A 25,553-nucleotide genomic window follows, 5' to 3' on the forward strand; every position below is an offset into this window, starting at 1 on the left:
AAGACGGGCTGGGCCTGCTACCGGACGCCGGTCGCCGTCTGCGGCAGATATTTCTCTTCCGCCGCTGAGAGTTCCTGGTAATTGAGCAGATCGAAGAGTTCGTCGAGCGTCGCCACCTCGTCCTCGATACCGGCGGTACTTTCTTCGCGGAGGATGCGGTCGCAGACCTGGCGCATGGCCGAGATCGCCGCGCGCATGTTATGGTTCGCCCATATGACCGTGGAGATTCCGGCCGCCCGATACGCGGAGACCGGTGTGCGGTAATATTTCGTAGGCACGATCACGACCGGAAGGCGGTTCTGCCAGGCGCGCGTGAAGGCGAAAATCTGCTCAGCGTTGGACTTGCGGGAATGAATCAGAATAGCATCGGCGCCGGCCTCAGCGTAGGCTTGTGCTCGCGCCAGCGCCTCATCCTCTCCGCGGCCGGCGATGAGCGCCTCGATCCGGGCGACCAGAACGAACTCCGCATCCGGCACTTGGTCCTTCACCGCCTTAAGCCGGCCGCAGAACTCGGGAATATCGGCCAACGGGTGCCGATCACCGATGAACGAGTTCATTTTCGGGAACGCCGTGTCCTCGAGACACATGCCGCTCGCGCCATGTTGGCGCAGCTTGCGGGCGACCAAACGGGCATTGTTGAAGTTCCCGAACCCGCTGTCCCCGTCGACGAGGACTGGAATGTCCACCGTGTCGGAAATTCGCTCAACGACATCGACGAGTTGGGACCAGGAAGCTTCGTTGGCATCTCGATATCCGAGACTGGATGAAATCGAGAGGCCGGACGCCCAGAGCGCCTTGAAGCCAGCGCGCTCGGCAATCGCCGCCGAAAGGCCGTCATGAGCCTCCATTGCGAAGGCGAGTTCACTGGACGCGATCATTCGGCGCAAGCTCTCGCGCGTCTGCGCACCAGACTGCCTCTCCACCATGCGGTCTCACCTCCACCGACGCTGTCCAGCCGACAGGCCTGTCATCGCTGCCGCACGAAGTACTTTCAGAGGCGAACCGCTCTGCCCGCCGATCGGCGACCTGCCACTGTCGTGCCCATACAGAATCAATGAAGCAAGGCGCGTGCCGAATTGGCGAACCACCTGCGCCGCACCAGTTCTCCATACCGGCGGCCAGGTCCCCTCTCTACTCTTGGTCGGGCTTGCGACATCCTCGTCCAACTTCGGACACAAGAGGGGTCGTGGGAGTGGCTATTCGTCTGCGCCGTGGCGGGCGTCCCGTCAGGCTGCCGATCAACGGTCAAGCGAGATGGCCAGAGAGCGGAAGACCGGCGGTCCGTGCAGGCAAGGTGACGGACGGCGTTGGTCTTCGATACCCGCCATCGCCAGTCGGCTTGATTATATATCCATGCCGCATGGGACGAAGTGTCGAGCATCGGCATGCGAGATTTCAACACCCCCAGGGGCCGCCCCGAGCTTCAAGCCTTGACCTAACCAAGCGACTTGTTGATCGCTGGAATGATCTTGTCTCCCCAGAGCTCAATCTGGCGTAGCATCGTCTTTTGGTCGAAATCTCCCAATTGGGTCTGAATTGCGATCTGGTCCGGCTTCAGGATACTTATCTCTTCCAGCAGGCGATCGATGACGCGACTTACGCTGCCGATCGGCAGGTTCTGGCGCATGGTCTCGAACGACAGATCTTGCTGCGTCGGTGTTTCCTGCAGCAGATAGCCGTCCCGGCTCTGCTGGCGGCGCTGATGAAGTGCTTCAGATAGCCGGCGCTGGAAGCGGGCGTTGTCGAGATAGCTGTCGATCTCCGCCTGATCGTCGCTGGCATAGCAGCAGCGCAGAAGCCCTATCTTGGCGGCGGTGACATCCTTACCCCGCGAGGCCGCTGCTGCCTCGATGGTCTCACGCAGCGTTCTCACGTTTTCCAAGCCGTTGTGGAACGCCGTGACGAAAAGATTGTGGCCCTCACGATAGGCCCGGCACATGCTTCGCGCGGACCCGCAGGCGATCCAGATCGGTGGGGCTGGCCTTTGGATGGTGCGCAGCGAAATCGCCGTTAAAGGTATCTTCTCATACTTGCCATTGTGCTCGAAGACCTTCTGGTTAAGGCCCTTGAGAAGGATATCCAGGTATTCCGCAAACACGGCCGGCGCCTGATCGACATCGACGCCGAAGCGCTCGAACTCGAACTGCTGGTATCCCGAGCCGACGCCGAGTTCGAGGCGGCCGTTCGAAACGATATCGGCAAAGCCGATCTCGGAGAGCAGGCGCTGCGGTTGATATAGCGGCAGCACACACACACCGGTGCCAAGGCGAATGGTGCTCGTAAGGCCGGCACAGTGTGCCACCATCATCAAGGGCGAGGGAACTAGGCTGTAATTGTTGAAGTGGTGCTCGGCGAACCAAGCGGTGTTGAAGCCAGCCTGCTCCGAAGCGATTGTCTGTTCTATGGAGTTACCGATGACGCTGTCGCACGATTGATGATAGCCTCGCTGGGCCGCCAAGATGAACGTCGCGAATTCCATGGCGTGTCCCTCGTTTACACAAAGTGGCCAATCAAGCCTTCGACTTGTGCCGATTGCGGGTGGGCCGCGGTATCGATCCGGCCTGGCGGCGACGTAGTCGACGATCTTGCGCAAAGCCGCTTATCGTTCGGCGGCTGCAGGCAAGCGCCAAAACCTGACTAGTGATTCGACCCTGATGACGAGTTTTCCGTCACCGATGAAGACGATCACTTGGCAAGCCGTGCTTGGCACGTGCCATGCAGCCGCAGTCTCAATCCTCGAACCTCGTCGGCTTCGACGAACCGCAACCCGTCGCCGGCGAACATTCCGTTGGATTTTCTTGATCGGTTGGCTGGGCGTTTCGCGCGTCAGCCAACGAGGTCAAGCCGCCGTCCACGTAGAGGGTCGAGCCGTTTACGTATGAGGCATCAGGCGAGGCTAGAAAGAACACTGCCTCGGCGACGTCTTCGGGCTCTCCCATCCGCCCCATCGGGATGCGCCGTTTGATCGCTACGGAATCGATGCAGCCGGACTCGACCAGCTGAGCAATGTCAGGCGTACGGATATAGCCAAGAGCGACGGTGGCCGTTCGGATGCCGACCGACCCGAGTTCGGCCGCCATGCACCGGGTCAGAATGTTCATACCCGCCCTGGACGCCCCATAGGCATGGCGCGGCACGAAGGGCAGGAAACTATTGATCGATCCAAGATTGAGGATTACGCCGCCGGCGTCCATCGACTTGATCGCCTCGCGCGCGCAGGTGAAGGTGCCGGTGAGATTGACGTCCAGTACCCGCTCGATCTGTCGCGGGATTTCGATCCCTCGCACAAACGTATCGGCAATAGCAGCACAGTTGACGAGGATCTCGATGCGACCGAAGCGCCCCCGTATTTCCTCGAACAGGGCCACCACCTCGCTCTCGACCGCCAAGTCGACGGATTTCGCCACGTGCCTGCCGCCCAGCAAACCAGCGAGTTCTGCCGCCCCAGCACCATCTTTATCAGCAATCACGACTGTGTCGGAGTTCGCGGCAAAGCGGCGAACGACGGCGGCGCCTATACCGTTCGCGCCGCCCGTCACGACCACTGTGCGCGCATCGGTTCGTTCTTCCGGCCGGAAGAGTTCGGCTCGAGGCGTCTCGCCGACCGGCGGGTGCGCGTCGCCCGGCTGGTTGAACGACATCCAACCGCCGTCGACCGTCAGCACCGATCCGGTGATGTAGCCCGTCTGTGCGCTGGCCAAAAAACGCACGGCCCGAGCGATCTCGTCGGGGCGCGCCATTCGCCCCATGGGCACGCGGCGGCGCACGGCCGCGAGGTCCATCTTGCCCGCACGTTCCAGTTCCGCCACCATCGGCGTGCGCACGTATCCTGGCGCTACCGCCGTTACGCGAATGCCGCGCGAGGCCCACTCGCATGCAAGCGACCTCGTGAGAGCGATCAAGCCTGCCTTCGAGCTGGCCTAGGCGTTGCGCTTGGGATTGCCCAGCACGCCCGCCAGCGAAGCGACGTTGACAATGGCAGCGCCGGGCTGCATGCGCCTCGACGCTTCGCCGGCCATGATGAAAGGCCCGATCAGATTTGTTGCCAGCACGCGTCGGAAGGCCTCGAAACCGGTGTCGATAGTCGCAGCCATGGCGGGTCCTATCGCCGCGCTGTTGACGAGAACATCGATTTTCGCGAACTGCGCTTCGATGCGGCCGTATAGGGCGACAATGTCCTCTTCTCGTGAGACATCGCATTCGAGGCCCAGATGCGGACGGCCGAGACCGCCGGCCAGTTCAAGAACGCCGCTGCCAGGAAGGTCCACCGCAACGACGATGTCTCCATCGGCGGCAACGATCTCGACCAGCGCACGGCCGATTCCGCCTGCCGCTCCCGTTATGATGACGACCCGTCCTGCCTGCTTCATATGAACCTCTCCGCAGCCAGGGTCAGAGATATCGACGCGAGTCAGCCGCAAGACCGGTCGCGGACGTCCTGTTGACGGCGAGTTTCCATACCGGGAAGACGTGTTGCGTTCCGCGACCGCTCCCGCGACGCGGCTTCGCAATTGGGAGCCTTGGAAAGCATTGTGGTGACATGCATCGCATTTTCATTTTGATGACGAGCTGCGGCGCTTCCTGAGCGCGTAAACCGGGTCATTGGGATGCGCTGCTCCGATCGGTTGCCGCAAGCCGAACCGTTCTGCCTCGGGGACCGCTGGTGGGGTCTGCTCTTCGAGCCAATCGTAAACGACGGTCCGTTCGGCAATGCGCCACGCCCCTTCCCTCTTGTGAAAAAGATCGCAGTAACGGCCGCAGAGAAGCACCTGGCGTGCTTCTCCGTCATTGTCTGGTCCGCGTTGCAGCGCGGTGAAATAGCTTTCGACCACGGCCTCCGACGGGTCGATGAATTCGATCAAGACGTTCGTGATCTGGTGGATTAAGCGCGGTCCGGTTTTGAAGAGACCAAGCGCAAACTCAAAGAAGCCCTCGGCTGAGCCGCGATAGGCACCGTGATTGTCATGCGCATCGGGCCAATATGCACTGCGCAGCGCAGCCTCATCCGCGCGGTCTATGCCGCGGCAGTACCGATAAAGGCAGTCGCGGATCGCCTCGCGGTCGCGCAGTTCGGTGATTTTTGCCTGGCCCATCGCTCTGTCGCAAATTTGAGATTGGAAGAGGCGTTTCGTGCCTCTAGATGCGTGCAAGGTCGAACCGATCGGCCACTGAAGAAGCCAGAACGGAGACGAACTTCACGTGTCGCGTGCGTGTCATTGAGGTCTCGATGCCGGAGAGGAGGTAGGCAGGGAAGCGGCCGGACATCTTGCTTTACGGTGTGGGGCCACGTCTCGTCGATTCCACCTAAGCTTCCCCAGTTCTTGGTTGCATGGCGGCTGGTTCGAACCGCGCTGCCGAGGTGCGATCGACTTCCAGCGCACGTTCGGGGCAGGATCGCGCGCCTTGTGACGCAAGCAGTTGCTCCCCCTCCGCAACCTGAATGTCACCGGGCAGGATGTAGCCATCGTCATCAAGCTTGAAGATGTCCGGCGCTTGCGCCCAGCATCGCGCGTGACCCTGGCATTTGGCATTGTGGACGATAATGCGCATAGCGCTGCCTCCATTGTCTTGGCATGGCTCGGCGATGGTCATGACCAGTCCAGGATCAGATTTTCGATCCCGAACACATGGCCGCCACAGGTGATCGGCGCTGTACCCTCCTTGATCCGGAAGGTCGGTATGCGCGCCAGCCACTCCTCCAGGCCAATGACAATCTCGCGCCGGGCAAGGTGTGAGCCAAGGCAACGGTGGGGACCATAGCCAAAGGCGGCGTGGCGGTTGTGCTCTCGCGCCAGATCGACCGTGTTGGGGGATTCGAATTCCTCCGGGTCGCGATTTGCAATCATCGTGGCGCACGAAACATAGTCCCCCTTTCGGATCGGCGCGCCTTCGAAGTCGATATCTTTCGTAGCCACGCGGATCAACTGAATGGGCGGATAGGCCCGCAGCAACTCTTCGGTTGCGAGCAGGATGCGGTCCGGTTCGCTGCGCAGCAGTTCCTGATCCTTGAGGTTGCGCGCTAGATAAGCCAGGTCAAAGCCAATAGCTGCTGCGACAGTGTCAAGTCCCGCGACGAACACAAGCACGCCGATGCCACGGATCTCCCCGTCGGTTAGCCGGCGGCCCTCGATCTGTGCCTGCACGATGAAGGTCATGAGATCGTCGACCGGATCCTTGCGGCGATTGGTTGCAAGTTCATCGATGAAAGCCACAATCTTGCGGGCAGCCACAGGTCGTTCCACATCGTCGCCGTGGAGCAGATCTTTCGCCCAGCCGACAAATGTATCGAGTCCCTGATCCGGCAACCCCAGAAAGCGAAGGAAGATGCTGACAGTGAACGGAAAGGCAAAATCCTTCATGACGTCGCAGCTCGTGGCCGATGCGGTGATCCGGTCGATCAGGGCTATCGCTCGCTCACGGACAGCCGGTTCCAGTGCCGTCACCCGCTTGGGCGAAAGCAGCGGACTGAGCAGTGAGCGAAATGCGCCATGGGCCGGTGGATCGAGCTCAAGCGGGATCGTCGGCCAGGTTTCGCCCAGTATGGAGGAGAAGATGCTGCGATGGCTGGAAAAAGTTTCAGTGTCCTGCAGCACCTTACGCTGGTCTGCGGCGCGGGTGATGACCCAGGTGCCCCGGCCATCTTGTGTGTTGTAGGGGGAATAGAAGATCGGAGGCCCGTCATGGGCGCAAGCGACGGCTGCGTGTGGATCCCCGTTGGGCGTTGGTGGCATGCCTGGCGATGTGAACAGGCTGAAGTCTCTCACCATTTCGGGCGGGACATGATCTGGAACCGGGTTGATCGCCATTGCATTTCTCCTGCCGTCTAACCACTAACCAGGCCGCGCACCATGGCATCTTGGCCATCCAGCAAGCTTGTTGCCCTCTTGGCCAGACCGCTGCCTGCCCGCCAAAGAGCCGACGAGCGAAATCGTCGGAGACGCGGCGTTTTCCAGCTTCGAACGGCGAACCGGAATGAAGCTCTTGCTCCACAGCGGTTCGGGGTCGATCATCTCTGCGAGGATATCCGCAGCGCGGCACGCGAAAGACCGGTTGACCTCCGAAGTGCTGGCCGGTCTCCTCAAGCGCCGGCGAGAGGACAGGAGCAAGCACATTCTGGTCGAACCGTATCTGCAGGTCGATCGGTGGCCATTGGCCGGTGCCGGGCGGTTGTGACGGTGACGCCAGTCACGCCGGTCGATATTGCATTCCGCGGGCAATGCCCGTTTCGGATAGAATCTGAACTGACGCTGACCTGACATGTCGTCTTCCTTCATTGCATTGAGCGCGATATCACTCACGAATGGACGCCAGTCGGTATCTCCTGCCGTCTCACATGAGAGCTTCAAAAGTCGTGCCAACGGCGCGGAAAGAGCCCTGCAGGAGATTTTCTACATATCATTCAACAGCTTGAACGAATGCGCAGCCGCAAGCCTGGCGGAGCAAAGCCGTGTCCCGGACATGACAAACCCGACAGCAAAGTCGCGGCAGCTTCAAAATGCTCCGAGAGCACAAGGCGGCTTTTTCCGTCACCTTGGGACCGTGCCCGCCTCACGCAAGCGCGGTTCAGAAAGATCACATGGCCAGCTTGCTAATGGACGTGCTGGCTTTTGTGTACCCGTTGTCGATTTCGAAGCGGTCTCGCGAGCGTCGATAGGGCGAAGCGCGTGGGCCTGTCAGCCGTCTCAATCCTGAGAACGGAGGCCATAGGCACCCTCGTCAGGTTAACCCCGATCGACTCCTGTCCCTCGTTCCGAGTTTGAGCCCAGATTTTCGCTTCGAATACGAGCCACGTGTTCGCCGCGCCGGCGACCCGGCGACCCTCCGGTCCGACTTCCGACATTTTTGTCCAGCTTCGGACAAAGAGGGGGCGCGGCTTGATACGCATAAAGGGGATCCCCTCTGCCCAGAGCTCACGATCAGATGATTATGGGCGCGCTCGCTCTCGGCGAAGGCACGGTCTTGGCCGCTCAATCAAAGAGTGTCGCTGCAAAAAACAGTGTGACCCCCAGCCTAAAATCAAATGGCACGGCGCTTGCGTCGTACTCGGCAGAACCCATCACAAGGTGGCCAGGAGTAAGACCATTGCTGACATCGCGACGCCCCGTACAAGCGCGTAGTGAAACCGTTCTCGTGTCGCCACAGATCGAGAACGCCCGTGCTCGCGAGCGGTTTTGCCATGGCTGATCCAAGGTCGACGCAAAACGCGCGGCGCTCGACCGAATTGCCGGCCGAGGTCGATGCCGTGTCAGTTTCAACCGAAAAAGCAGCCCACCAGTTTTCCTCCAGGAGCACATTGATGACCGTCAAAAAAAAGGTTCCTTTCGTCACCTTTCGCACGCGTGTTCGCGATGATTCCATCGAGGGACCAAACCCGCACCGCTGGGAAGACAAGACATCCGACGACTGTTTCAGCGGCAAGCGCATCATCCTGTTCTCGCTGCCCGGTGCCTTCACCCCGACCTGCTCGACCTTCCAGTTGCCCGATTTCGAAATGCTCTACGACGAGTTCGAGAAAGAGGGAATTGACGCAATCTACTGCGTTTCCGTCAACGATGCGTTCGTCATGAATGCCTGGGGCAAGGCCCTGGGGCTGCAGAAAGTCCAGCTCATCCCAGACGGCTCGGGCGAGTTCACCCGCAAGATGGGCATGCTGGTTGCCAAGGACAATCTCGGCTTCGGCATGCGCTCCTGGCGCTACGCTGCCGTGATCAACAATGGCGTGGTGGAGCAGTGGTTCGAGGAGGAAGGTTTCTGCGACAACTGCGAGGCCGACCCCTATGGCGTATCGTCGCCGCAGAACGTCCTTGAAACGCTGAGAGCCGCCAAAGCCGTGACGGCTGCATGATCTAGACGAGTCAACGTCTCGAAAATCCCCTTGCACAAGGCGAAGGTCGCTCGGTAGGAGTTTCACGCTAGCCATGGAGTCCTCAGCAAGCCTGCTTCAGCGTCAGAAGCAATCGTTGGTTTTGACGCCGCAAATGATGGAATCCATTCGCCTGTTGCAACTGGCGCATCCCGAACTGCATCAGTTCGTCGAGCAGGAAATCGAGAAGAACCCCTTTCTGGAACGGGCCTCAAACCGGGCGCCGAAGGACATTCCGTCGATTTCGGCCGGGAACCCGCGCATCGGGCCGACCACGGGCGGAATATCGGATCGGGCCTCGCAGTGGAAATCAATCCGCGGCAAAAACAATGTCCAACCGGGGGGAAACCATGCGTTCGAAGATTCCTGGACGTCCATCGAAACATTGCACGACCATGTCGCTCGTCAGATCGCTCTCAGCGCATTCGCGCCGCTGGAGCGGCGAATAGCTGGCGAGCTTGCCGGTCATCTGGAAGACACCGGATACCTTCCGGTGAACCTTTCGGAACTGGCCCGCAGCCTGAATGTCCGGGAGGCTGTTGTGGAACGGGTTCTCGGAACCTTGCAGCAGTTCGATCCACCGGGTATTTTTGCGCGAACTCTCAGCGAATGCCTTGAGATACAATTGCGGCAGCTAGACAGGTTCGACCCGGCAATGGCAGCGCTGGTCGCCAATCTTGAAGCGCTGGCGCGACGCGATTTTCAAACATTGAAGCGCCATTGCGGTGTCGATGAAGACGACCTTCTCGACATGTTGCACGAAATCCGCGCGCTCGATCCCAAGCCCGGAAACCGATTCCAATCCGGAGGGCCTGAATCGATCATTCCCGACGTCTTGGTCCAGCCCTCTCCCGGAGGTGGGTGGCAAATCGAACTCAATCCAGACACGCTGCCCAGGCTGCTGATGAACCAAAACTATTTTGCCCAGGTCTCCCGCCTAAGCGCTCAAAATTCGAAAGATCAGTCATTTCTCAACGAATGCCTCCAAAACGCGAACTGGCTAATCCGCAGCCTTGATCAGCGCGCCAAGACGATCCTCAAGGTAGCGGCTGAAATCATCCGCCAGCAGGACGCCTTTTTTGAACATGGGGTCGCCCACCTGCGGCCTCTCAATCTCAGGACTGTCGCGGATGCGATCAACGTGCACCAGTCGACGGTAAGCCGGGTAACGTCGAACAAGTACATGCTGACCCCGCGCGGCGTGTTCGAACTGAAGTATTTTTTCACTGTCGCGATCGGCTCCTCGGAAGGCGGTGACGCGTACTCCGCCGAAGCTGTCCGCCATCAAATCAAGGCGATGGTTGCCGTGGAATCGCCCGACGAAGTGCTTTCCGACGACGACATCGCCACCCGGCTCAAGGAAAACGGGATCGACATTGCTCGCCGCACCGTTGCGAAATATCGTGAGGCGCTGAACATCCCGTCCTCCGCGCGACGTCGCCGGGAAAAGCGCGTGCGTCTTCGATGCCAATCAAGCCCGGACGGCGGCGGCGACGAAAGCGGCTCTTAAGCGAGCCCGTTCTTGATCCGTGCCAAGTGGCTTTCGCCTTCCTCCGGGCCAAAACAGCTTTCGAAATCGCCGCATTCCTGACAACTGGGCGCGGTGCATAGCGAAAAGCCTTCAGCCTCGCAGAGCTTACGATAGAAATACTTCTTCCATTTCATGTTTTTGGTGTTGCCGGCCGCCAGCGCCGGGAAATGCCTGGCCATCAAGCGGCTGAGTTCGGCCCGATTGAAAAGGCCAAGGTCCTGCCACAGATGGTCATTGCGCAAACTGCGCCTGGCGATGATCTTGGCGAAGAGGGTGCTGGCCGGATCGCCTGGCCTGGCATGCCCAATGAGCAGGCCGCGCAGAAGCCCTTCCTCCATATCCGGCTCGGGATCGGTCAGCTTTTCCAGCGCGAAGGCATTGACGGGCACAGCCGGGAAATAGCGTGTCATGACATCTCGCAGGTCGGCACGCGAAAGGCCGGTTGCTTCGGTCGCGGTCGCCTTGCCGGCCTCGACCTCCTCGAACGCGAGGTAGACAACACAGGCAAGCGCATGCCGGTCGAACGCCGCCGCCTGGTCTGTCGGCGGCCATTGGCTGGTGCTGAAACAGCCACGGTGATGGGCGAATGTGGCGCCGTTCTCCTGGTCTTGTCCCAAGCTCATGCAGCGAGCTTGTCGGCCGCAAGGTGGGTCTGGCAGTTCTTCGGGCAGACGCGGCCGCAGGCGCCGCAGCCGATGCAGCGGCCGGCATGGTCGACGATCATGACCATGCGGTTGAGCTCGCCGTCGAAGTCGTCATCCTCGCCCGCGCAGATGCCGAGGATTTCGCCTGCGTCATCGACGCCATGAAGGTGCATGACCCCGCGTGAGCAGACCTTGAAGCAGCGGCCGCAGCCGATGCAGGTCGCGCCATCGATCGCCGTCAGATAGTGCGGCGTCCAGGGAGAGCCGTCGCGGGTGACAAAAGCGCCCGTCATTGTGAATTCTCCAACGCCGCGAGTTCTTCCTTTGCCGCATCCAACTCGGCAAAAACCTCGAAGGCATTCCAGGCGACCGCCTCGATCTCGGTCCAGTTGACCGGAAGGTGCTCGGCAAGGTCGTGCAATTCCATCTTGGCGGCTCCCGCGCGCGACTGCAGCTTGCGGACCTTCTTCTGCAACAGCGCAAGCTCTGACATGATCAGGTCCGTATCCACCTTCGAGTTCGGCATAAGAGCGGTTGAGCGCAGACGACAATCAAGATCTTGTTCCCGACGTCGACGCGGGCGGTGAGCGCATATTGTGAGGGTGTCGATTTGGCGACGCCCCTGTGCCAGAGAAGGCGGATCTCGCGTGGATCCGGCGTATTGCTTTCCTTCGCTCCATTGATCGCATCAACCAGGATCTAAATGATCGCGCGGCGGCCGCCGCCTCAGGAGGAAGCCTCAAGCGCCGTCCCGCAAACGCAGGACGCAGCTCATAAAAAGTTGTCTGCATCCCATTCATCGGTTTACCGGCGAGCGCGACAGGAAGACAGGCCGACACCAGGCGTGTCGTGCATTGGACGAGCCCTAAGACCGGTGGCGGCCGCCTTTTCAGGAACGGCCCGACAGGATTGCTGGGGAGGCAAGCTGAATTCACGCCGCGTTCAACCGTGTTGCACATTGGTCTCATCGCACCCCTTTGTCAGTTCCAAGGCCTGCCGCTCGAACAGGCGGCGGTAGATGCCGTCGCGACGGATCAGCGCGGCATGGTCGCCCTGCTCGGTGATGCAACCACGGTCGAAGACAAGCAGCCGGTCGAGTGCCCGCACCGTCGAGAGCCGGTGCGCAATGACGAGCGTGGTGCGCCCGACCATGAGCCGCTCCATCGCCTTCTGGATCAGCACCTCCGATTCCGAGTCGAGGCTTGATGTCGCCTCGTCCAGAATCAGGATCGGGGCATCGGCGAGGAAGGCGCGCGCTATCGCCACACGCTGGCGCTCGCCGCCTGAGAGCTTCACGCCGCGTTCGCCGACCAGCGTACCGTAGCCGTTCGGCAGGCGTGCAATGAAGTCATGCGCGCTGGCGAGCCGCGCCGCCTGCTCAATGTCGGACCGAGAAGCACCCGGCCGCCCATAGGCTATGTTCTCGGCCAGCGAGCGGTGGAACAGGAGGGGCTCCTGCTGTACGATCGCGATCTGCGAGCGCAGCGAACCCTGCGTCACCCGCGAAATGTCCTGCCCATCGATCAAGATTCGTCCAGCATCCAGGTCGTAAAGCCGCTGGATGAGCTTGACGAAGGTGGTCTTGCCGGAGCCAGAGGGGCCGACCAGACCGACCCGCGCGCCGGCCTCAATCGAAATCGACAAGTCGCTGTAAAAGGGCGACCAATGATTGCCGTAGTGGAAGTGGACGCTCTCAAAATCGATGTGACCCTTCGAGATCCGGATCGCCTTGGCGCCCGGAACATCGGCCACGTCGGGCGGCTGGCTGTAGGTTTGGACCAGTTCCTCCATCTCATTTACAGAGCGCTGGATGTTGCGCACGTGTATGGAAACATCACGCAAGTAGCCATATAGGACGGTGAAAGAGGCGAGCACCAAGGCGATGTCACCTGGGGTAGCCTGGCCGCGCGACCACAAAAATAAGGCATAGCCGATCAAAGCCGCTCTCAGCGCAAGAAGCATGATCCCCTGGAATGCAGCACTGACCGTCCCGCGCCCCCAGGTCCGGAGGGTGCGGTGCCGCCACTTGGAGATGACTTTCGCAAGGCGATGATCTTCCCGCACCTCGGCGCCAAAGCCTTTGACCACCGCGTTACAGCTGATCGCGTCCGCAAGCGAGCCGCCAAGCCTCGTATCCCAGTTGTTGGCGAGGTTTGCGGCTGGCGCCACATAGCCGAGCGACAGGATAATGATCAGCGCCACATAGCCAACCGAGCCGCAAGCGATGATCAGCCCCATCATCGGCCAATACCAGCCGAGCAGAACGCTCGACCCCACGAGCATGATGAGCGACGGGAACAAGGCTAGAAGGATCGTGTCGTTAAGGAGGCAGAACGCCCACATGCCGCGCGTGATCTTGCGCACCGTAGAGCCGGCGAAGGTTTTCGCATGCCAATCGGTCGAAAAGCGCTGGACGCGATGGAACGCGTCGCTGGCGATGTCCGACATCATCTTCAGAATGAAGTCATTGACGGCAATGAAGGCGATGTTGCGCATGACGACGGCGCCGAGTGCGAGCGCGATCAACATTGAAAAGGCCGCAAGAGCCGCATCCCACACGACGGCGTCGGCTGCCGCTCCTTGGGCGACCGCGTTTACGAGCCGTCCGGAATAGAGCGGCGTCAGAACGTCAAGGAGCGTTGCCAGAAGCACCGCGATCATAATGATCGCGAGCCGGACCGGTTGCTTGCTCCAGTGGCGCATGGTGAAGGCGAAAACGTCGCGAAAGGCGGCGCCGCGGAGATCGATGTGAAAACGCCGCGTGGCTTTGTACGAGCGCAGCAGGCCGCTCGGTCTCAAGAAACCCGAAATGGAAGGTCTGCGTGAGGACGAAAACATCGCTCGGAATGCGGGTGGCTGATCTGGACCTGACATGTTCTTTCCTTCGTTCCATCGATCGCGATGTCACCCGCGAGATGAATATCGGCTGCGGGCACGCGCTGCCCTACGAGGAGAGAACCGCAAAAGCCGCGCCAAAGGCTCAGAAAGAAGCTCAGAAGAATTTTCTGCATATTCTACAATGACAAACGAGATCTCAGCAGGGCAACGGGGGCGTAACAGTGCCGTGTCGCGCACTCGACAAACCCGACAGGACGCCTCGGTCGCGCGGGCATCCTTGGCGAACGGCCCGACAGGATTGCTCCTCACGCGAAGCGGAATTCACGCCGATTTAACGGCGTTCCGCGTTGAACAATTCCCTCCGATGTCGGACATGCGACATAGCAGTGTTGGAGCCATCATGTTGTTTTGAAATGATCCCCTCCTTTGGCACGGTCCATGCGTAGCTGTTCGAGAACGCGTCCCGGCCTGAAGGAGAAACAGTCCATGATCCAGCACACCGAAACGCCCTGGCCTAAAGACGGCGCTTTCCCGAGCCGGCGCAAGGCTGGCGCATCAAGTCGAGGCGAGCGGCCGCGCCGGCTCCAAGAAGCGCGCGGCAACTCCTTCGGCTAGCCATCATCATGACAGACCGGAAGTGCGCTTTGCGTGATTGCGCTCAGGAGAAGGATCACATCAATGAGGCCTGTTTATCTGGATAACAACGCAACGACACGGGTCGATCCTGAAGTCGTTCAAGCGATGCTGCCGCTTTTTACCGACCAATTCGGCAACCCTTCGTCGAGCCACGATTTTGGCACTTCCGCCGGGGCGGCGGTGAGAAAGACGCGCCTGCAGGTGCAAACGCTCATCGGCGCGGAGTTCGACGACGAGATTACCTTCACCTCGGGCGGGACGGAAAGCGACAACGCCGCGATCCTTTCTGCGCTCGAGGTGATGCCTGAGCGCACAGAGATCGTGACTTCCGCAGTCGAGCATTCGGCCGTGCTGACGCTTTGCGCCCACCTGGAGAAGACGCGCGCCATCAAGGTGCATAGGATCCCGGTGGATCGCCACGGCCGGCTCGACCTCGACACTTATAAGGCCGCCCTCACCCCGCGCGTGGCGATCGTCTCGATCATGTCGGCGAACAACGAGACCGGAACGATCTTCCCGGTGGTCGAGCTTGCTGAGTTGGCCAAGGAAGTCGGCGCCCTTTTTCATACCGACGCGGTGCAAGCGGTCGGCAAGCTTGCGATCGACTTGAAATCGACGGCAATCGATATGCTGTCTCTCTCCGGTCACAAACTACACGGACCGAAAGGGGTCGGCGCACTTTATGTAAAGCGCGGCGTGCGCTTCTGTCCGCTGATCAAGGGGGGAGGCCAGGAGGGCAACCGCCGCGCCGGCACGGAGAATACGCCAGGCATCGTCGGTCTCGGCGTGGCAGCCGATCTTGCCTTGAAATTCATGGACGACGCGAACATACGGGTAAAGGCGTTGCGCGACCGCCTGGAGAAGGAACTTCTCCAGCGCATCCCACACGCCTTCGTCGCCGGCGATTTGCTAAAGCGGTTGCCGAACACCGCAAACATCGCCTTTGGAGATATCGAAGGTGAGGGCATACTGCATTTCCTCAATCGCGAGGGCATTGCCTGCTCCTCCGGCTCTGCTTGCGCCTGCGGCTCGCTGGAGCCGAGCCACGTCTTGGTGGCGATGAACATCCCCAATAACGCGGCACACGGCGCAATCCGTTTCTCCTTTTCGCGCAACAACGGCGAGGAGGACGTCGACCGGGTGCTCGAGGTCATGCCCGGGATCGTTAAGAAGCTGCGTGAGCTTTCCCCATCTGCCAGCCAGGCGAGAGGACTTCAATCAACTCCAGGCCTGGGCGACAAGGCAAACCCGACAACCGTTTCCGGCCCAGGAGAATGCAATGCGCAGTTGTTTCGCTGAAAGCCGCGCCATCGATGTCACCGACATCCTCGCCCGGCTGAAGAGCCTGTCGGCTGCGGAGGAGTTCTTCGCAGTCCTTGGCATCTCTTATGATCCGAAGGTGCTCAATGTCTCACGGCTGCATATCCTGAAGCGCATGGGCCAATATCTCGCTGAAGAGGATTTCGCCGGTCTTCCCGACGGGGTGATCGCCGCGCGGGCGCGTGCGACGTTGGAACGCGCCTATGAGGATTTCGCGACATCCTCGCCACTCACCCACCGGGTCTTCAAGGTGCTCAAAGAGCACGATCCGGACAAACCGGCCACTCGGGACCACACCTTTGTCCCGTTCGAGTCGATCCTGAGGCGGTTCGGGACAGAATAACGCGACACGAGTGCGACGCGACAATGTCGAAAAGCCGACAAACTCGGTCATCACGACGGCACCCTTCGGAAGAAAACAACCCCATGTCAAAAGGAAACAGAGCAACGCAAAGCGGTTGGCACGAATGATGCTGCGAAGGAGATGAACGCCAGGGCCGCTTGCGGATTGGAGCCGAGAAAGACGCAATGCACATTGTAATCTGTATCAAGCAGGTGCCGGACTCCGCGCAGATACGTGTCCACCCGGTGACGAACACGATCATGCGCCAGGGCGTGCCGACCATCATCAACCCTTACGACCTGTTCGCCCTCGAAGAGGCACTGAGATTGCGCGACGCCCATGGCGGCGAGGTCACCGTGCTTACGATGGGTCCGCCGATGGCAGAAGATGCGCTGCGCAAGGCGCTCACCTATGGCGCCGACCGCGCGGTACTCTTGACCGACCGCTGTTTTGCCGGCTCCGACACGCTGGCGACCTCCTTCGCGCTTTCTCGGGCAATCGTGAGAATTGGCGAGACCTTCGGCGCGCCGGACATCGTCTTCGCCGGCAAGCAAACGATTGACGGCGATACCGCCCAGGTCGGGCCCGGCATCGCCAAGCGCCTCGGCCTCCTGCAGTTCACCTATGTGGCGAAGATCGACTCTATCGATGTCGATGCGCGCGAGATCACCGTCAAGCGCCGTTCGGAAGGCGGTACGCAGATGCTGAAAAGCAGGCTGCCTTGCCTCATCACAATGCTGGAAGGCACCAACGAAATCCGCAGGGGCTCGCTCGACGACGCCATGCGCGCCGCGCGCAGCCAGATCGTGAAATGGAGCGCGGCCGAAGCTGGCATTGAGGACCTCAACAAATGCGGCCTGCGCGGCTCGCCGACGGTCGTCAAGCGCGTTTTCGCCCCTACCACGCGGGCGGAAAAGGCGACGCAGATCGACATGACGGACAAGACGCAGCACGACCTCGCTGACGAACTGATCGCCTCAATCTTTACCCGCCAGCCAGCGCTGGAACACGAACTCGCCTTCGACGGCGGCCAGTGACGGGACGGCAAGGAGAGATGATGTCGAACGCTAACCGCGAAGCCCCTCCTGCCGCCGGCCGTGCCGGCATCAAGAGGGAATTGCCTGAGCACTTTAGGGACTATCGGCACGTCTGGGTTTTCATCGAACTGGAACGCGGCGAGGTCCATCCCGTGTCCTTCGAACTGCTTGGCGAAGGCCGCAAGCTCGCCGACAAGCTAGGCATCCAGCTTGCGGGGATCGTGCTCGGACCGCCGGGCGAGGCCACGCAGCATGCCGTTGCCGAGGGCTTTGCTTACGGCGCCGACCTTGTCTACCTGGTCGAGGCACCGCTGCTTGCCGACTATCGCAACGAGCCTTTCACCAAGGCGATGACGGATCTGGTCAATACCCACAAACCGGAGATCCTGCTTCTTGGTGCCACCACGCTCGGCAGGGATCTCGCTGGCTCAGTAGCGACGACCTTGCTGACAGGGCTCACTGCCGACTGTACCGAACTCGATGTGGTCGACGGTTCGCTCGCCGCGACCCGTCCGACTTTCGGGGGTTCCTTGCTATGCACGATCTATACGCTCAACTACCGGCCGCAGATGGCCACGGTACGACCGAGGGTTATGGCCATGCCACCGCGGACGGACAAGCCGGTCGGGCGTGTCATCCGGCACAAGCTGTCAATGACCGAGGAAGAGATCATCACCAAAGTCCTTGGCTTCAACCTCGATCGCCAATCGGCAAAGGCAAATCTCGCCTACGCCGACATCGTGGTTGCCGGAGGCCTCGGCCTCGGCTCAGCGGAGAATTTGCAGCTTGTGAAGAATCTAGCGCGGGCAATCGGCGCCGAATATGGCTGTTCGCGCCCGTTGGTCCAGAAGGGCTGGATGCCTGCCGATCGGCAGGTTGGCCAAACGGGCAAGACCATCCGGCCAAAGCTTTACATAGCGGCCGGGATTTCCGGCGCCATTCAGCATCGGGTTGGCGTGGAGGGGGCTGATTTGATCGTAGCCATCAACACCGACCCGAACGCCCCGATCTTCGAATTTGCCCATCTCGGCATCGTCACCGACGCAATCCGTTTCCTGCCGGCATTGACGGAAGCTTTCACCCGGCGGCTGTCGCCGCACAGCCACGACAAGCTTGCGAGCTAAGGGAGAGGGTGATGATCGAGCAAGAATTCGACGCCATCGTCGTCGGGGCCGGTATGTCCGGAAACGCGGCCGCCTACACCATGGCAAGCCAGGGCCTGACGGTGCTGCAGTTGGAGCGCGGCGAGTATCCGGGCTCCAAGAATGTCCAGGGCGCCATCATGTACGCCGACATGTTGGAGCAAATCATTCCGGATTTCCGGGATGATGCGCCTCTCGAGCGGCATCTGGTCGAGCAGCGATTCTGGGTGATGGACGACACCTCCCACACCGGGATGCAGTATCGATCGGACGATTTCAACGAGGCGAAGCCCAATCGCTACACGATCATCCGCGCCCAATTCGACAAGTGGTTTTCGCGCAAGGTGCGCCAGACCGGCGCGACGGTGCTGTGCGAGACGACGGTGACCGAACTTGTCCGCAGTGCCAGCGGCAAGGTGATCGGCGTGCGCACCGACCGGGCTGGCGGGCCGATCTACGCGGACGTCGTCGTGCTCGCAGAAGGTGTCAACGGGCTGCTCGGTACACGGGCCGGCCTGCGCAAGATGCCGAAGCCAGAAAGCGTGGCGCTCGCTGTCAAGGAAATGCATTTCCTACCCGATGAGGTCATTGAGCAGCGGTTCGGCCTCCAGGGCGACGAAGGCTGCGTGATCGAAGCGGCGGGCACGATTTCCCGCAGCATGGCCGGACTGGCCTTCCTCTACACCAACAAGGAGTCGATCTCTCTCGGCATCGGCTGCCTCGTCTCCGATTTCGCCCAGACAATGGAGAGCCCTTACGTCCTCCTCGACAACTTCAAAAACCATCCTTCGATCCGGCCGCTGATCGCGGGCTCGGAAGTCAAGGAGTATTCCGCGCATCTCATTCCCGAAGGTGGCTACAAGGCAATTCCGCAGCTCTTCGGCGACGGCTGGGTGGCGGTCGGTGATGCCGCCCAACTGAACAACGCTATCCACCGCGAGGGTTCGAACCTCGCCATGACTTCCGGCCGCATCGCGGGCGAGGCAATCATTGAGATCAAGGGCCGCAACCAGCCGATGATCAGGAGGAACCTCGCCCTCTACAAGACCATGCTGGACAAGTCCTTCGTAGTCAAAGACCTGATGAAATATAAGGACATGCCGGCCCTGATACACACCAATTCCCGCAATTTCTTCATGACTTACCCGCAGTTGCTGTCGCAGGCCGCGCAGAACTTCATGCGGGTCGACGGCACCCCAAAAATCGAGAAGGAAAAGGCGACCACTGCTGCCTTCATCAGGGCGCGTTCGCGCTGGGGGCTGATCAGCGATGTGGTCCGCCTGGCACTCGCGTGGCGCTGAAGGAGAAACAGGATGACGATGGCCGTGACGAAGTTACGTGTCGAGGAGAAGCTTTATCAGAACCGCTATCTGGTCGATCCGGGCCGCCCGCATATCAAAGTGCGACCGCACGAGAGGCCGAGCGCGAACCTGCTCGCGCTGACACATATCTGCCCGGCCAAGTGCTATGAGTTGAACGACAAGGGACAGGTGGAGACGACTTCCGACGGCTGCATGGAATGCGGCACCTGTCGCGTGCTGTGCGAGGCCAGCGGTGAGATCGTATGGAATTACCCGCGCGGCGGCTTTGGCGTTCTCTTCAAGTTTGGATAACTGCCGCAAAGAGCGAGAAACGAGAGGCTCGCAATTGCGGTCAAGACCGCCAATATCGTTCACAATTGCCCGAAAAGCTGAAAATACTATGTTTCTGGAACTCGAAATACAAAAAAGGGCCTGGGAGGAGCGCCTTGGACAACCCTTGAGGTGTTTGCATGGCTCACATGCTTCCAGATCAGGTCGGTGAAATTGTATCTCGGAACACTCCGCCTGAACCTGCGGTCGAAGCGGCGCGCAATGCGGACAGCTTGCTCAGGGGAATCTACGAGATATCGAAGATTCTGACTGCCCCGACCCGGCTGGAGATTACGCTTGCCAATGTCGCGAATATCCTCTCCTCGTTTGTGCAAATGCGTGATGGCGCAATCGTCGTCCTGGATGCTGAAGGAGAGCCGCAGATTAGCGCAACTACCGGCGGTGCTGTGCCTCAATCAGCCGCCGGCAGCGTCATACCCCAGGCTGTAATAGACAAAATCGTCGCTACTGGAGTGCCGATCGTCATACAAGACACAAGCACGTCCGAGCTATTTCAGGCTGATCCTCGATCGAGCAGCGGCACGGTCGCAACTGCGTTTATCGGTGTCCCGCTAAAGGCTGAGGAAAAGATCTTCGGAACGCTGTCGATCGACCGCGTCAGGAACGGAACCACGAGGTTCCGCTACGAGGAGGACTTACGTTTCCTGGCCATGGTCGCCAATCTGGTCGGCCGGACCATCCGCCTGCATCGCACTTTGAGCACGGCTGGTCAGCGACTTATCGAGAAGCAACCGAGACCAGAGCAGTCGCTCGACGAGGACAGGACCCATTCGGCCCGGCATCCGCATGTCAAGATCGACGGAATCATAGGAGAAAGTCCCGCGCTCAAGCAAGTGCTGGAGATCGTCTCGGTCGTTGCCAGGACCAATTCCACCGTGCTTCTTCGAGGCGAAAGCGGTACCGGCAAGGAGTTCTTTGCACAGGCCATCCATAAGCTTTCACATCGGAGGGAGAAATCCTTCGTCAAATTGAACTGCGCCGCACTGCCCGAAAGCGTTTTGGAATCGGAGCTCTTTGGCCACGAGAAGGGCGCCTTCACCGGGGCTATCCTGCAGCGCGCTGGCCGGTTCGAATTGGCAAATGGCGGAACCCTGCTGCTTGATGAAATCGGCGAGATTTCGCCTGCCTTTCAAGCCAAGCTGTTGCGCGTCTTGCAGGAAGGAGAACTGGAGCGAGTGGGCGGCACCAGGACCCTAAAAGTTGACGTGCGGCTCATATGCGCCACCAACAAGGACCTCGAGACGGCTGTCCGGAATGGAGAGTTCAGGGCCGACCTTTATTACCGCATCAATGTGGTGCCAATAGTCCTGCCTCCCCTCAGAGAACGACCGGGCGATATTCCACGCCTTGCGAACGCTCTCCTCGACCGATTCAACAAGGAGAACCATCGCGATCTTGGCTTCACGCCGTCGGCGCTTGACCTGATGTCGCAATGCTATTTCCCTGGCAACGTGCGTGAGTTGGAGAATTGTGTGCGACGGACGGCCACACTTGCGCGTTCAACGACAATAACTGCGTCGGATTTCGCCTGCCAGAACAGCCAGTGCCTGTCTTCGCTTCTGTGGAAAGGAGTCGGCCGTTCGCACGGCGCCTATGCCGTCGACGAGTTCGCACGTGGCAATATGATGCCGGTTGGATCGCCGCTGCCTGCCATGCGAGTCGGCCCCTCACAGAATGAGGTATCGCCCGGCGAGACCTGCGACCCCCACCATCCCGTTTGCCTTGCAATGAACCCGCGTCTGACGGAACGCGACCGGCTGATTGATGCGATGGAGAAAGCCGGCTGGGTTCAGGCCAAGGCGGCTCGTGTTCTTGGTCTCACGCCGCGGCAGGTCGGCTATGCTTTGCGCCGGCATCGTATCGGAGTGAAGAAGTTCTAAACGTCCCTGATGACATCAAACGTGGGGGCGCGGTTGCTGCCCGCACCGGGCGTAACTGAGACAGGACGTCACTTTTCGCGTTGCTTTTGACCGTTGTCGGCGACCTGACAAAACCGTGTCGCAGGAAACGGACACAATTGGACACAAAAGGCCGACGTAAAAGCCAACATGACGGATAAGACCGCTTTTGGAGTTGGCATATCTCTTGCGCTCTGAAGTGCAATGTTCACACCACGCACGGAGCCGCTCCATGTCCGCACCGATGATTTCGCTACAGGGCCTTTCCGGCACGACAGTCTTCGATCAGTCGCCGGCGAGAGCGAAATCCGGTGGCTGCGCATCTTCATCCTGCGGCTCCTCCGCGAAGCCGCACGAGATGGACTCGGCCGTCTGGGAGAAGATCAAGGATCATCCCTGCTTTTCAGAGGAAGCGCACCACTATTTCGCGCGCATGCATGTGGCGGTCGCCCCAGCCTGCAATATTCAATGCAACTACTGCAATCGCAAATATGACTGCGCCAACGAAAGCCGGCCTGGGGTCGTTTCGGAAAGGCTGACGCCCGACCAGGCGCTGCGCAAGGTGATCGGGGTTGCCAACGAAGTGCCGCAGCTTTCCGTGCTTGGCATCGCCGGACCGGGCGATGCCTGTTACGACTGGAAGAACACAAAGGCGACATTCCAACGGGTCGCCAAGGAAATCGCCGACATCAAGCTGTGCATCTCAACCAACGGGCTCGCGCTGCCAGACCGCGTCGCCGAGCTTGCCGAAATGAATGTCGATCACGTGACGATCACCATCAACATGGTCGACCCGCGGATCGGTGCCAAGATCTATCCGTGGATCTTCTATGACAACCGCCGTTATACCGGCGTTGAGGCAGCCACGATCCTGCACGAACGACAGATGTCGGGGCTGGAGATGCTGACGGCGCGCGGCATCCTCACCAAGATCAATTCGGTAATGATCCCCGGCGTAAACGATGAGCACCTGATCGAGGTGAATAAATGGGTCAAGGAGCGCGGCGCGTTCCTGCACAATGTCATGCCGCTGATTTCCGACCCGGCGCACGGTACGCATTACGGCCTGAGTGGGCAGCGCGGCCCCAAGGCAATGGAGCTGAAGGCCCTTCAGGATCGTCTCGAAGGCGGCGCCAAGTTGATGCGCCACTGCCGGCAGTGCCGGGCCGATGCTGTCGGCCTGCTCGGCGAGGATCGTGGCCAGGAATTCACGCTCGACCGGCTTCCCGACAAGGTCACGTACGACGCCAGCAAGCGCGAGACATATCGGGCAGTGGTGGCGCGCGAGCGGGGCGATCGCCTGGCGGCCAAGAGCGAGGCGCTCGGGATGGTCAAGACCGCAGGCTCCGGCAAATCGCTTCTGGTAGCGGTGGCGACCAAGGGTGGCGGCCGCATCAACGAGCATTTCGGCCATGCGAAGGAATTCCAGGTTTATGAGGCCTCGCCGAAAGGGATCAGTTTCGTCGGTCATCGCAAGGTCGAACAGTATTGCCTCGGCGGCCGGGCCGAGGACAAGAGCCTCGACGGCGTCATCTCTACGCTCGAAGGCGTAGACATCGTGCTGTGCGCGAGAATTGGAAATTGCCCCGAGGATCGTCTCAAGGAAGGTGGGATCCGAGCAACGGAGGCTTACGGGTATGACTACATCGAGACCGCGATCGGCGCGCTTTACGCCGCCGAGTTTGGGAGTGAGCCACTGGCTGCGACGGCCTGAGCCGCCTCATTCTAACCGAACCGGAGTTGAAAATGGCCTTTAAGATCATCGCTTCCCAATGCACCCAGTGCGGTGCCTGTGAGTTTGAATGCCCTTCGGGCGCGATTAAGTTCAAGGGCGAGACCTACGTGATCGATCCGAAAAAGTGCACCGAATGCGAGGGGACCTTCGAAACGCAGCAATGCGCCTCGGTATGTCCGGTGTCGAAGACTTGCGTCCCCGCCTGACCTCCATTTCGGCTACCGACACGGTCGAGGCGCCTCCGCAGGACCATTGACCTCCTGTTGGAAAGCTGCAGCCGAGAGAAAGGAACGGCCATGAGCCTCGGACGCGAACAGGACATCGAAATCCGTACACCCCCGCGATTCATGCCGGGTGAGCGGGTCCGCGCCACACGCCACATAAAAAATGACGGCACCTATCCGGGCAAGGAGATCGGTGAAAATCTGGTGCGCAAAGGCGACGAGGGCTATGTGCGCGACATCGGCACCTTTCTCCAGCAGTTCTACATCTATGCGGTCGAATGGGTCGATCGCGGCACCGTCGTCGGCATGCGTGCGCGTGAACTCATGAGCCTTGAGACGGCCCGGACTCCTTCCAGTGCCGAAATCGGTGCTGGCTTTAACAAAGGAACGGCCCGATGAGGGTAATGATCCGCAGGACCGGTGCCGGCTTGTCGGCATATATTCCCAAAAAGGATCTCGAAGAGCCGCTCATCAAGATCGACAACGAACACTTATGGGGCGGGGCTGTGACGCTGAAGAACGGCTGGCGGTTAGTTCTGCCCGACCTTCCGTGGGACACGCCTTTGCCGATTACCGTCGAGGCAAGGAAGATTTCCGGCGAGGACTGACCTTCGGGTTGACACAAAGAGAGCGGCAAAGGGATACGAGCATGAACACAATGACCTCGGGCCATCTCGTCGTCATTCGGGACAGTTTTGCCGAAAGGCAGCTTGACCTTTTGAAGAAAGCGCTCGCGGCCGATCAGGTCATTCCCTATCTCGGCCCGGGCTTGCTTGAGATCCGCTCCGCGGGACCGCCCGTACCGCACACCCCCGAAGCCGTTGCCGCAGCGCTCAACAAGCGCACGCCAGCCCCTTCGAAGATTCGCACCAACATGTGGTCGGTAGCGCAGTATATCGAACAGCGCCGGCACCGCCGGACGCTTCAAGCTTGGATGGCCGAAATATTCGCGGCCCCGGTGGTGCCGACCATCTTGCATGCCTGGCTCGCAACGCTGCCGCTCTCCGTGATCGTCGACAGCTGGTACGACGGTGCCATGCGCGCGGCTCTAATACAGACCCGCCGAACGGACGTCGTCGAAATACAGGGCGTAACACGGGCGCACGAGATCGGTGACATTTGGACGAAAGCCTACGATTTGTCCGGGATAGTACTCGAATCCGCACCAGCGGCGAAGACGGTTCTCTACGCCCCTCACGGCGGTGCCAGGCCGGCCGCAAACTTCCTCGTCGCAGATTCCGACTACGTTGAAGTGCTGAGCGAAATCGACATCCAGACGCCGATCCCTGACCTGGTGAAGGAACGGCGAGCTAGCCGTGGTCTTTTCTTCATCGGCTGCCGCTTCAACGATCAGATGCTGCGCACCTATGCCCGGCAGATCATGAAGCGCTCCAATGGCCCACATTTTGCGGCAATCGATACAGCGACGCTGACCAAGAACGAGCGTCGTTTCCTTGCGGCAAGCGCAATCACGGTCATTGACATGCCGACGGGTCAGGCCGCAGCCCGTCTCGTCGGACTGGGCGAGACATTGCATGAAGCCAAACGGGGTATCGTTTGAGCCATTCTCAGACGCCTCAACATTGCCGAAAAGGTAAAACGGGCAATTGACTTCCGGGTTTTTCAACAACTCCGAGAGGCGCTCTGAAAAGCTACGACGGTTATTTCATTCGAGGCTGCAGCGGATATG

The 25,553-nt window shown here is 60.2% G+C and carries 24 protein-coding genes and 1 pseudogene; 15 read left to right on the plus strand and 10 right to left on the minus strand.

The annotated features are described in order from the left end of the window. Positions 1–17: 17 nt before the first annotated feature. The 6 genes and pseudogenes from aepX to AC1RZR_RS34830 all read right to left on the minus strand — a co-directional run bounded on the left by aepX (position 18) and on the right by AC1RZR_RS34830 (position 6,806). A complete protein-coding gene (gene aepX, locus AC1RZR_RS34805) occupies positions 18–926 on the minus strand; it encodes a phosphoenolpyruvate mutase (RefSeq protein WP_481829227.1) in 909 nt (302 codons plus the stop codon). Positions 927–1,435: 509 nt separating this feature from the next. After that, positions 1,436–2,479: an LLM class flavin-dependent oxidoreductase gene (locus tag AC1RZR_RS34810; RefSeq protein ID WP_481829228.1), complete on the minus strand. Its 1,044-nt coding sequence runs from the start codon at positions 2,477–2,479 to the stop codon at positions 1,436–1,438. Positions 2,480–2,729: 250 nt separating this feature from the next. Beyond that, a pseudogene (locus AC1RZR_RS34815) lies at positions 2,730–4,370 on the minus strand (SDR family oxidoreductase). Between the two features lie 183 nt (positions 4,371–4,553). After that, the gene (locus AC1RZR_RS34820; RefSeq protein WP_481829229.1) at positions 4,554–5,093 is read right to left on the minus strand and encodes a nuclear transport factor 2 family protein; all 540 of its coding nucleotides are present in this window, start codon (positions 5,091–5,093) and stop codon (positions 4,554–4,556) included. A gap of 211 nt (positions 5,094–5,304) precedes the next feature. Next, positions 5,305–5,550, minus strand: a complete 246-nt coding sequence (locus AC1RZR_RS34825; protein ID WP_027056547.1) for a ferredoxin — start codon at positions 5,548–5,550, stop codon at positions 5,305–5,307. A gap of 38 nt (positions 5,551–5,588) precedes the next feature. Continuing rightward, positions 5,589–6,806 (minus strand): cytochrome P450, encoded by a 1,218-nt coding sequence (locus AC1RZR_RS34830; RefSeq protein WP_027033184.1) that lies wholly within the window; start codon positions 6,804–6,806, stop codon positions 5,589–5,591. 1,490 nt (positions 6,807–8,296) lie between these two features. Here AC1RZR_RS34830 and AC1RZR_RS34835 point away from each other — a divergent pair. Both AC1RZR_RS34835 and rpoN read left to right on the plus strand, forming a co-directional pair. Continuing rightward, positions 8,297–8,845, plus strand: a complete 549-nt coding sequence (locus AC1RZR_RS34835; RefSeq protein ID WP_481829230.1) for a peroxiredoxin — start codon at positions 8,297–8,299, stop codon at positions 8,843–8,845. A gap of 73 nt (positions 8,846–8,918) precedes the next feature. Then, complete coding sequence (gene rpoN, locus AC1RZR_RS34840) at positions 8,919–10,373, plus strand: RNA polymerase factor sigma-54 (protein WP_481829231.1); 1,455 nt, start codon at positions 8,919–8,921, stop codon at positions 10,371–10,373. Here rpoN and AC1RZR_RS34845 read toward each other — a convergent pair. The 4 genes from AC1RZR_RS34845 to AC1RZR_RS34860 all read right to left on the minus strand — a co-directional run bounded on the left by AC1RZR_RS34845 (position 10,370) and on the right by AC1RZR_RS34860 (position 13,876). Next, complete coding sequence (locus AC1RZR_RS34845; protein ID WP_136617691.1) at positions 10,370–11,017, minus strand: nitrogen fixation protein NifQ; 648 nt, start codon at positions 11,015–11,017, stop codon at positions 10,370–10,372. The two genes, rpoN and AC1RZR_RS34845, sit on opposite strands and share 4 nt — an antisense overlap. After that, positions 11,014–11,331 carry a ferredoxin III, nif-specific gene (gene fdxB / locus AC1RZR_RS34850; RefSeq protein ID WP_136617692.1) on the minus strand — a complete coding sequence of 106 codons (318 nt, stop codon included), beginning with the start codon at positions 11,329–11,331 and terminating at the stop codon, positions 11,014–11,016. Before fdxB ends, AC1RZR_RS34845 begins: the two co-directional genes overlap by 4 nt. After that, entirely contained in the window at positions 11,328–11,531 is a 204-nt protein-coding gene (locus AC1RZR_RS34855) for a CCE_0567 family metalloprotein (RefSeq protein ID WP_481829232.1), read from the minus strand. Before AC1RZR_RS34855 ends, fdxB begins: the two co-directional genes overlap by 4 nt. A 449-nt stretch (positions 11,532–11,980) precedes the next feature. Then, positions 11,981–13,876 carry an ABC transporter ATP-binding protein gene (locus tag AC1RZR_RS34860; protein ID WP_481829233.1) on the minus strand — a complete coding sequence of 632 codons (1,896 nt, stop codon included), beginning with the start codon at positions 13,874–13,876 and terminating at the stop codon, positions 11,981–11,983. A gap of 14 nt (positions 13,877–13,890) precedes the next feature. On the opposite strand from AC1RZR_RS34860, the gene AC1RZR_RS34865 reads away from it, so the two are divergent. From AC1RZR_RS34865 to AC1RZR_RS34925, 13 genes are all read left to right on the plus strand, one after another. Next, positions 13,891–14,061 (plus strand): hypothetical protein, encoded by a 171-nt coding sequence (locus AC1RZR_RS34865; RefSeq protein ID WP_477289787.1) that lies wholly within the window; start codon positions 13,891–13,893, stop codon positions 14,059–14,061. 493 nt (positions 14,062–14,554) lie between these two features. After that, entirely contained in the window at positions 14,555–15,811 is a 1,257-nt protein-coding gene (nifS, locus tag AC1RZR_RS34870; protein WP_481829234.1) for a cysteine desulfurase NifS, read from the plus strand. After that, positions 15,792–16,175 (plus strand): nitrogenase stabilizing/protective protein NifW, encoded by a 384-nt coding sequence (gene nifW / locus AC1RZR_RS34875; RefSeq protein ID WP_027056555.1) that lies wholly within the window; start codon positions 15,792–15,794, stop codon positions 16,173–16,175. The genes nifS and nifW overlap by 20 nt, the downstream gene beginning before the upstream one ends. 185 nt (positions 16,176–16,360) lie before the next feature. Continuing rightward, positions 16,361–17,212 carry an electron transfer flavoprotein subunit beta/FixA family protein gene (locus AC1RZR_RS34880; RefSeq protein WP_481829235.1) on the plus strand — a complete coding sequence of 284 codons (852 nt, stop codon included), beginning with the start codon at positions 16,361–16,363 and terminating at the stop codon, positions 17,210–17,212. Between the two features lie 20 nt (positions 17,213–17,232). Then, positions 17,233–18,336 (plus strand): electron transfer flavoprotein subunit alpha/FixB family protein, encoded by a 1,104-nt coding sequence (locus AC1RZR_RS34885; protein ID WP_481829236.1) that lies wholly within the window; start codon positions 17,233–17,235, stop codon positions 18,334–18,336. Between the two features lie 11 nt (positions 18,337–18,347). Then, on the plus strand, positions 18,348–19,655 hold the full coding sequence (locus AC1RZR_RS34890) for an FAD-dependent oxidoreductase (RefSeq protein ID WP_481829237.1): 1,308 nt from the start codon (positions 18,348–18,350) through the stop codon (positions 19,653–19,655). A 12-nt stretch (positions 19,656–19,667) separates the two neighbouring features. Continuing rightward, a complete protein-coding gene (locus AC1RZR_RS34895) occupies positions 19,668–19,967 on the plus strand; it encodes a ferredoxin family protein (protein ID WP_006333856.1) in 300 nt (99 codons plus the stop codon). Between the two features lie 158 nt (positions 19,968–20,125). Next, positions 20,126–21,886, plus strand: a complete 1,761-nt coding sequence (gene nifA, locus AC1RZR_RS34900) for a nif-specific transcriptional activator NifA (RefSeq protein ID WP_481829238.1) — start codon at positions 20,126–20,128, stop codon at positions 21,884–21,886. 250 nt (positions 21,887–22,136) lie between these two features. Next, on the plus strand, positions 22,137–23,618 hold the full coding sequence (nifB, locus tag AC1RZR_RS34905) for a nitrogenase cofactor biosynthesis protein NifB (RefSeq protein ID WP_107652841.1): 1,482 nt from the start codon (positions 22,137–22,139) through the stop codon (positions 23,616–23,618). 32 nt (positions 23,619–23,650) lie between these two features. Further along, positions 23,651–23,845 (plus strand): 4Fe-4S binding protein, encoded by a 195-nt coding sequence (locus tag AC1RZR_RS34910; protein ID WP_010913566.1) that lies wholly within the window; start codon positions 23,651–23,653, stop codon positions 23,843–23,845. Between the two features lie 90 nt (positions 23,846–23,935). Next, the gene (locus AC1RZR_RS34915; RefSeq protein ID WP_006333875.1) at positions 23,936–24,262 is read left to right on the plus strand and encodes a nitrogen fixation protein NifZ; all 327 of its coding nucleotides are present in this window, start codon (positions 23,936–23,938) and stop codon (positions 24,260–24,262) included. After that, positions 24,259–24,471 carry a putative nitrogen fixation protein NifT gene (gene nifT / locus AC1RZR_RS34920; RefSeq protein WP_481829239.1) on the plus strand — a complete coding sequence of 71 codons (213 nt, stop codon included), beginning with the start codon at positions 24,259–24,261 and terminating at the stop codon, positions 24,469–24,471. Before AC1RZR_RS34915 ends, nifT begins: the two co-directional genes overlap by 4 nt. Positions 24,472–24,512: 41 nt before the next feature. After that, complete coding sequence (locus tag AC1RZR_RS34925; RefSeq protein ID WP_481829590.1) at positions 24,513–25,424, plus strand: SIR2 family NAD-dependent protein deacylase; 912 nt, start codon at positions 24,513–24,515, stop codon at positions 25,422–25,424. Positions 25,425–25,553 lie beyond the last annotated feature (129 nt).

The sequence above is a fragment of the Mesorhizobium bavaricum genome (assembly GCF_056781655.1).

Coding starts and splice junctions, on each gene's coding strand:
- aepX (WP_481829227.1), bottom strand. CDS start 926: ATGGTGGAGAGGCAGTCTGGTGCGCAGACGCGCGAGAGCTTGCGCCGA.
- AC1RZR_RS34810 (WP_481829228.1), bottom strand. CDS start 2,479: ATGGAATTCGCGACGTTCATCTTGGCGGCCCAGCGAGGCTATCATCAA.
- AC1RZR_RS34820 (WP_481829229.1), bottom strand. CDS start 5,093: ATGGGCCAGGCAAAAATCACCGAACTGCGCGACCGCGAGGCGATCCGC.
- AC1RZR_RS34825 (WP_027056547.1), bottom strand. CDS start 5,550: ATGCGCATTATCGTCCACAATGCCAAATGCCAGGGTCACGCGCGATGC.
- AC1RZR_RS34830 (WP_027033184.1), bottom strand. CDS start 6,806: ATGGCGATCAACCCGGTTCCAGATCATGTCCCGCCCGAAATGGTGAGA.
- AC1RZR_RS34835 (WP_481829230.1), top strand. CDS start 8,297: ATGACCGTCAAAAAAAAGGTTCCTTTCGTCACCTTTCGCACGCGTGTT.
- rpoN (WP_481829231.1), top strand. CDS start 8,919: ATGGAGTCCTCAGCAAGCCTGCTTCAGCGTCAGAAGCAATCGTTGGTT.
- AC1RZR_RS34845 (WP_136617691.1), bottom strand. CDS start 11,017: ATGAGCTTGGGACAAGACCAGGAGAACGGCGCCACATTCGCCCATCAC.
- fdxB (WP_136617692.1), bottom strand. CDS start 11,331: ATGACGGGCGCTTTTGTCACCCGCGACGGCTCTCCCTGGACGCCGCAC.
- AC1RZR_RS34855 (WP_481829232.1), bottom strand. CDS start 11,531: ATGTCAGAGCTTGCGCTGTTGCAGAAGAAGGTCCGCAAGCTGCAGTCG.
- AC1RZR_RS34860 (WP_481829233.1), bottom strand. CDS start 13,876: ATGTTTTCGTCCTCACGCAGACCTTCCATTTCGGGTTTCTTGAGACCG.
- nifS (WP_481829234.1), top strand. CDS start 14,555: ATGAGGCCTGTTTATCTGGATAACAACGCAACGACACGGGTCGATCCT.
- nifW (WP_027056555.1), top strand. CDS start 15,792: ATGCGCAGTTGTTTCGCTGAAAGCCGCGCCATCGATGTCACCGACATC.
- AC1RZR_RS34880 (WP_481829235.1), top strand. CDS start 16,361: ATGCACATTGTAATCTGTATCAAGCAGGTGCCGGACTCCGCGCAGATA.
- AC1RZR_RS34885 (WP_481829236.1), top strand. CDS start 17,233: ATGTCGAACGCTAACCGCGAAGCCCCTCCTGCCGCCGGCCGTGCCGGC.
- AC1RZR_RS34890 (WP_481829237.1), top strand. CDS start 18,348: ATGATCGAGCAAGAATTCGACGCCATCGTCGTCGGGGCCGGTATGTCC.
- AC1RZR_RS34895 (WP_006333856.1), top strand. CDS start 19,668: ATGACGATGGCCGTGACGAAGTTACGTGTCGAGGAGAAGCTTTATCAG.
- nifA (WP_481829238.1), top strand. CDS start 20,126: ATGGCTCACATGCTTCCAGATCAGGTCGGTGAAATTGTATCTCGGAAC.
- nifB (WP_107652841.1), top strand. CDS start 22,137: ATGTCCGCACCGATGATTTCGCTACAGGGCCTTTCCGGCACGACAGTC.
- AC1RZR_RS34910 (WP_010913566.1), top strand. CDS start 23,651: ATGGCCTTTAAGATCATCGCTTCCCAATGCACCCAGTGCGGTGCCTGT.
- AC1RZR_RS34915 (WP_006333875.1), top strand. CDS start 23,936: ATGAGCCTCGGACGCGAACAGGACATCGAAATCCGTACACCCCCGCGA.
- nifT (WP_481829239.1), top strand. CDS start 24,259: ATGAGGGTAATGATCCGCAGGACCGGTGCCGGCTTGTCGGCATATATT.
- AC1RZR_RS34925 (WP_481829590.1), top strand. CDS start 24,513: ATGAACACAATGACCTCGGGCCATCTCGTCGTCATTCGGGACAGTTTT.